The sequence below is a fragment of the Neobacillus drentensis genome, from assembly GCF_036965645.1.
GTDB classification, from domain to species: Bacteria; Bacillota; Bacilli; order Bacillales; family Cytobacillaceae; genus Neobacillus; species Neobacillus drentensis_D.
This window is the reverse complement of sequence record NZ_JBALPZ010000156.1, coordinates 6,312-13,035: the sequence shown is the minus strand read 5'-3', so window position 1 is coordinate 13,035 and position 6,724 is coordinate 6,312. Positions and strand designations below refer to the sequence as shown.

The window sequence follows — 6,724 nt, the reverse complement described above, 5'->3', positions numbered from 1 at the left end:
ACACTTTCTTCGAGCTCCGTGATCTTTTTGTCCTTCAACCCCTTATGGAGATATACTTGTTCAAATTACTTTCTCATAACAAAGGTAGTTTCATGGCATAAATGCATTCTAAAAAAAAAGAGCTTGTCCCATCTGGGAGAAGCTCTTCATAAATTCATTATAAATTCTCACCATTCGTAGCAATAAGTTCCTTATACCAGTAAAAGCTTTGCTTTCGAATACGGCGTAAGTCTTTCAAATCAAACTCATCACGGTTTACAAAGATAAAACCATAACGCTTGCTGCAGCCTTGATGGGTGCTGATAAGGTCAATAGCCGACCATGGGCAGAAGCCAAATACCTCAACACCATCAGTGATTGCCAACTGCATTTGCTCAATATGCTTGCGTAAGAAATCAATACGATAAGGGTCGTTAACCACATCACCCTCTTCTAGCTTATCGAATGCCCCTAATCCATTCTCGGTTACAATTAGCGGAAGGTTGTAGCGGTCATAAATTTCTCTTAAAGTGTTTCTAAATCCCGCGGGATCAATCTCCCAGCCAAATTCATTCTTTTTCAGATTCGGATTGACCGCTCCTTTATAGACACCCGCCTCACCCACGGTAATATGCTGGTCGCCCGTATGACCTATATCTGAACCATCCCCTTCACTTGCCGCAACCGTTTGAGAAGTATAGTAGTTAAAAGCAATAAAGTCAGGGTTCGCACTTGCTAAAACTTCCATATCTCCATCTAAAATGGTAGGAACATAGCCTTTTTCTTCAAAGTAATTCCACGCAGTCGTATTATAGCGTCCAAAAACAGCCATATCTAAGTAAAGCCAGTTGCGGATCGCTGAATAATTATGGGCAGCCATAATATCTTCTGGTTTTGAGCTGGCTGGATAAATGGACACAATGTTTGGGGCCGGTCCAATTTTTGCATTTGGAAGCATTTGATGACACAAGTTCATCGCCTTTGCCTGTGCAACAAGCATGTGGTGGTTTTGCTGATATAACTCCTTCTTAGGATTTTCTAAGTTAGGATCTACGGTTCCAATTGCGTCTCCGTGGAGGATCATCATATTCTGTTCGTTAATAGTCAACCAATAGTTCACGCGGTCACCGAAGTTTTCGAACAGGGTTTGGGCATACACTTCAAAGGCATCAATCGTTTCCCGATTTGACCAGCCGCCTTTTTGCTGAAGGGCGTATGGCAAGTCAAAATGGTACATCGTAACAATCGGTTCGATACCATGTGAGACGATTTCATTGATTAAATTATTGTAAAACTCAATACCCTTTTGATTTACTTCCCCAGAACCATTTGGATAGAGTCTTGTCCAAGCAATCGAAAAGCGGTAGGCTTTATATCCCATTTCGGCTAATAGAGCAATGTCTTCTTTGTAATGATGATAGTGGTCGCTAGCTACTTTAAAATCAGTGGTGCCTTCAGGATATTTCGCCATATCGATAACAGATGGACCTTTCCCATCTTCATTCCAAGCCCCTTCAATCTGATAGGCTGATGTGGAACCGCCCCAGAAAAAGTCCTTTGGGAAGGGTTTAAGTTTAGTGTGTTTCATTTTTATTCTCCTCCAATTCATGTTTATTTCAAGGCTTATAGATCCTCGTTATCTTTCAAAACTTACTCGTTCAGTATCTTTCGGGAGTTATGAACTCTTCTTATCTGTCGTAGCCCTTGCTCCATGGCTTTCGGGGGTTATAAACTCCTCTTATCTGTCGTAGCCCACACGCCCCATGGCTTTCGGGAGTTATAAACTCCTTTTATCTGTCGTATCCCACACGCCCCATGGCCTTCAGGGGTTATAAACTCTTCTTATCTGTCGTAGCCCACTTGCTCCATGGCCTTCGGGGGTTATCCCCCCTCTTATCTGCTGAAACCCACTCGTGCCATGTCTTTCGGGGGGTTATGGGAGATTTTAATTTCACAAAATACATTTCAAGAGTAGGAAAGGCTTTAACCTTTTCTCCATCTATCTTTATTTTTCAACTTCAAAATATAAAAGCCGGCAGCCAAATACGGCTTACCGGCAAGCTTTAGTATTAAAGCTGTTCGCCATTAGTGGCAATAACATCTTTATACCAGAAGAAAGACTTTTTCTTGCTGCGCTCTAATGTTCCGCTGCCGTCGTCGTGTCTATCAACATAAATAAATCCGTAACGCTTAGACATTTCACCAGTAGAAGCGCTCACTAGGTCGATACAGCCCCAAGGAGTGTATCCGATTAGGTTAACACCATCTTCGATCGCTTCAGCCATCGCCTTAATATGGCCTCTCAAATAATCAATGCGGTAATCATCGTTGATAGAACCATCTGCTTCTACCTTATCTATTGCCCCAAGACCATTTTCTACAATGAATAAAGGCACTTGATAGCGGTCATAAAGCTTGTTTAATGAGATTCGAAGACCTTCTGGATCAATTTCCCAGCCCCAATCACTGGCTTTAAGGAAAGGATTTTTCACACCGCCGATAATGTTACCCGATGCACCCTCTTCGTCCGTCTTTTCTTTCTTTTCAGTGCGGGACATATAGTAACTAAATCCAATATAGTCAACAGTACCTTCTTTAATAATCTCTAGATCGCCATCTTGAATGTCTAATTTAATACCATTTTCCTTAAAGTAACGATCAGCGAAGGCAGGATATTCACCACGAACTTGGACATCTCCACAATAGTAGTTAAAAATTTGTTCTTCTTTTAAGGCATACATGACATTATCAGGGTTGCTATCGAAAGCATATACTGGAGCATAAACAAGCATACATCCAATTTGAGAACCAGGAATGATTTCATGTCCTATTTTTACAGCTAAAGCACTAGCGACAAATTGATGATGCAGCCCTTGGAAACTTTCTTGTAAACGAGCTTCTTCACTTGAGGCAGAAAAACCTAAACCGAAAAGTGGGAAATGTGTCGCTCCATTAATTTCGTTAAACGTCATCCAATACTTCACTTTATTTTTATACCGATCGAAAATAGTTCTTACATACCGCTCAAAGAAACCAATAAGTTTTCGGTTTTTCCAAGCACCATATTCTTTAATAAGGTGTAGAGGTGTTTCATAGTGAGAAATTGTCACTACTGGTTCAATCCCATGTTTGTGCAACTCATCAAATACCCGGTCGTAAAAAGCTAAACCTTCTTCATTGGGAGTTTCTTCATCTCCTCTTGGAAAAATACGTGACCAAGCAATGGAGAGACGAAATACCTTAAAACCCATTTCCGCAAAAAGAGCAATATCTTCTTTGTAGCGATGGTAAAAATCAATTCCTTCGTGGTTTGGATAGTGATACTTTTCTTGATCAATCTCATAATTGAAACCAGGTTTCATAAGAAGTTCTAAGCGAACTTTCCCACCAGGAAGTACATCGGCAAGATTTAAACCTTTCCCTCCTTCTTGATAAGCTCCTTCTAATTGATTAGCAGCGGTTGCTCCGCCCCATAGAAATCCTTCTGGAAATTTTCGATTCATTATCATTCACCTCTAGTTTTTTTAAAAGTCCATTGATTAGCGTTAGTTACCCTCATTAATATGTTGAAAGGAAGGAGAATTTAGATTCCTCCTATCCTTAGATATTACTGCAGTGCCAGGAATGCTTCACGTGCATTGATTCTTCCTTGTTTAACTGGTTCGATTGTCTGATAACGGTCAGGATTTGTAATAATCACTGGAGTAATTAAGTCATATCCTTCTGCCTTAATTGCTTCCATATCAAACGTTACTAAAGTTTGACCTACTTCAACAAAGTCACCGTCTTTCACATGTGCTGTGAAATGTTTTCCATCCAGCCTTACTGTTTCTAAACCAACATGGATCAAGATTTCTGCGCCATTGTCACTTGTAATGCCAATAGCATGTTTGGTTTTAAAAATAGTTGTTACTCTACCAGTAACAGGAGATACTACTTTTCCTTCCTGCGGCTGGATCGCTAAGCCTTTACCCATGATTCCTGTAGAGAAAGTTGGGTCATTTACTTCGCTTAATGGTTTTACTTCACCCTTTAAAGGGCTGAATACTTTTTCCGCTGCTACAACTAATTCAGGTTTAGTGTCTACTGGCCTAGTTTCTGTTGCTGTTGTTGTATCTTGCTCTTCTTCACTCTCTACATCTTCAAATCCCATGAAGAATGCTGCAACGGCACCAGCCGCGAAAGCAATTGGGAATCCTAAAGCTGCCCAGACAAATGTGTCACCTACAAAAGAAGCTAATCCTGGTAAACCTGCATTACCACCAAGGATAAAGTATTTTACACCAAGAGCGCTGTAGTATGCTCCACCAACGGCTCCACCGATAAGACCACCGATAAATGGTTTCTTAAGGCGCATGTTTACACCGTACATAGCGGGCTCAGTAACACCCATAATAGCAGTTAAGCTAGTAGTCATTGCTAAAGATTTAAAAGATTTGTTTTTAGAACGTAATGATACAGCAAATGTTGCTCCTGCTTGTCCCATGTTGGCCATAAACATGGAAGGCATAATAACATCATAGCCTTTAGTTGCAATATTGTTCATTGCAATTGGTAAAAACGCATAGTGCATACCTGTCATAATAATTAAAGACCATGTACCGCCTAATAGGGCTCCTGCAAATATTCCTGCGTGATCAAATAATGCTCCTACTCCAGCAGACAGCCAGTTTCCGATTATTGAACCTAATGGACCAACGGAAATTAAAGTAATTGGGACAACAATTAGTAATGTTAATGTTGGGACAAAGATTAGTTTAAACATGCTAGGAATAATCCGATCAACCCATTTTTCCACATAGGCTGCAATCCAGACGGCTAGTAAAATCGGAATAACAGTTGATGAATAAGTGACCGCCGTTACAGGAAGACCAAGGAAGTGAACCGGCTTACCTGCACTTAATAATGCTGTTATTGTTGGATGTAACAGCGCTGCCCCTATGGCTGCTGCGACATAAATGTTGCTGCCAAATTTTCTAGCTGCACTGACTCCCAGCAAAATCGGTAAGAAATAAAACGCTCCATCACCGATCGCATTTAAGATCGTGTAAACTTGACTCTTATCAGATATCCAATGGAATGTTAATAAAATAGCTAGAATCCCTTTGATCATACCTGCACCGGCAATCGCAGGCAGGATTGGTGTGAACGTACCTGAGATTACATCAAAGATTGCATTGATTGGATTTTTCCCTTTTTCAGATTTCTTACTTTTACTATCAATTTTAATCGCGCTATTTTCTAAAATAGCATTATATACTTTTGGTACATCATTTCCGATAATGATTTGAAACTGGTCCCCACTTACATTTGTGCCCATGATTCCAGGAACTTTTTCTAATCGTTTACGGTCGACCTTTGTTTGATCTTGTAAATTAAAGCGAAGTCTTGTCATACAGTGAATAACATTTTGAACGTTGCCTTCTCCACCGACTAATTCAAGGATGCTTATGGCTGTTTTTTTGTAGTCCATGATGATTCCTCCTGATTTTTGTAAAAAAATAACCTGAGTAACAAGAGCTGGAATTGACCCAATGGTCCCCACTCGTGTTACTCAGGTTTTGCCTGCATTACCAGTAACAATCCTGTTAAAAATATGAAGTTTGCCGAAGCCGCTTGTAAGTTCTGGCCAGTCCCTGCAAGGTAACTACGGTTTAGGGAATAAAAAAAACCTAAATTGTAAGCTATACACTAAAAAGTGATGATCATACAATTTAGGTTTTGCCTGCTTGATCAGTAACAATCCTAAAAAATTAATTAATTTGTACAACTATAATAGCATCCGCTTTCACTCTCTGTCAACGCTTTCTTTCAAAAAAATTTAGGATCTATTCACCACGCGTTCAATATGAATGGTAAGATAGGCCATTTCTTCCTTTGTCAGCTGATGATTATGTGTTTTTTTGATAAAATCGCGGATTTTCTCCACACAGGCAAAGGCCTCTTTTTGCTTTTCTTTGACCATCTCATAGAGAAAATCATCTTCGTTGTTGTAGGGAGAATCGGTATATAAACGCTGCGCAAAAAATTTAAGATGGGTAAGAAAACGGAAAAAATTTAATGATTCCTCATCAAGCTCTATTTTGAAATGATATTTAACAATATTTAGAATATCCTGAATTAATCTTGTCATGTTAACGACGTTCGGCATTTCTTCGTTTAACTCTGCGTTGACAATATGCATCGCAATAAAGCCAGCTTCATCCTGTGGAAGAGTAATCCCAAGCATTTCTTGTATCTTCGTTATGGCCTTCAAACCAATTGCATATTCGTCAGCATAAATACGCTTGATTTCCCACAGCAACGGATTTGAGATAATTAAACCTTTTTGACATCTTTCAATTGCAAAGGTGATATGATCCGTTAACGAAACATAGATACTGTCATTTAATTTTTTCCCTAGTTTCTCTTTCGCGTAGGAAATAATCCGTTCAGAAACATCCATGTATTCCATTGGAACATCATACAATAATGTTTTAAATTTTTCCGAGACATCCTTATTATCCAACTTAAACGTTTTTTCGATCTTTGATTCGTCCACAAGATCACCCGGTCTTTTTTGGAACGCAATCCCTCTGCCCATAACAACAAGTTCTTTATTATGTGCATCAATCACACTGATGACATTGTTATTAATTACTTTTGCGATTTTCATGTCAATCACCTCTAAAAAAATAAAAACCTAAAACTAACATAACTGCATTAGTCTTAGGTTTTGCCTGATTTAACAGTAACAATCCTATAA

4 protein-coding genes are annotated in these 6,724 nt (G+C 39.4%); all 4 read right to left on the bottom strand.

The window, feature by feature from the left end:
• Positions 1–157: 157 nt before the first annotated feature.
• The 4 genes from V7266_RS25155 to licT all read right to left on the bottom strand — a co-directional run bounded on the left by V7266_RS25155 (position 158) and on the right by licT (position 6,634).
• Positions 158–1,567, bottom strand: coding sequence for a glycoside hydrolase family 1 protein (locus V7266_RS25155; RefSeq protein ID WP_335471959.1), 1,410 nt, complete (start codon positions 1,565–1,567; stop codon positions 158–160).
• Positions 1,568–2,048: 481 nt separating this feature from the next.
• Positions 2,049–3,482 (bottom strand): glycoside hydrolase family 1 protein, encoded by a 1,434-nt coding sequence (locus tag V7266_RS25150; RefSeq protein WP_335471958.1) that lies wholly within the window; start codon positions 3,480–3,482, stop codon positions 2,049–2,051.
• Between the two features lie 104 nt (positions 3,483–3,586).
• Entirely contained in the window at positions 3,587–5,452 is a 1,866-nt protein-coding gene (locus tag V7266_RS25145; protein WP_335471956.1) for a beta-glucoside-specific PTS transporter subunit IIABC, read from the bottom strand.
• A 348-nt stretch (positions 5,453–5,800) separates the two neighbouring features.
• A complete protein-coding gene (gene licT / locus V7266_RS25140) occupies positions 5,801–6,634 on the bottom strand; it encodes a BglG family transcription antiterminator LicT (RefSeq protein WP_335471955.1) in 834 nt (277 codons plus the stop codon).
• Positions 6,635–6,724 lie beyond the last annotated feature (90 nt).

Bases quoted from the DNA above. Each gene is read 5' to 3' on its own strand.
- V7266_RS25155 (WP_335471959.1), bottom strand. From the start codon at position 1,567: ATGAAACACACTAAACTTAAACCCTTCCCAAAGGACTTTTTCTGGGGC.
- V7266_RS25150 (WP_335471958.1), bottom strand. From the start codon at position 3,482: ATGAATCGAAAATTTCCAGAAGGATTTCTATGGGGCGGAGCAACCGCT.
- V7266_RS25145 (WP_335471956.1), bottom strand. From the start codon at position 5,452: ATGGACTACAAAAAAACAGCCATAAGCATCCTTGAATTAGTCGGTGGA.
- licT (WP_335471955.1), bottom strand. From the start codon at position 6,634: ATGAAAATCGCAAAAGTAATTAATAACAATGTCATCAGTGTGATTGAT.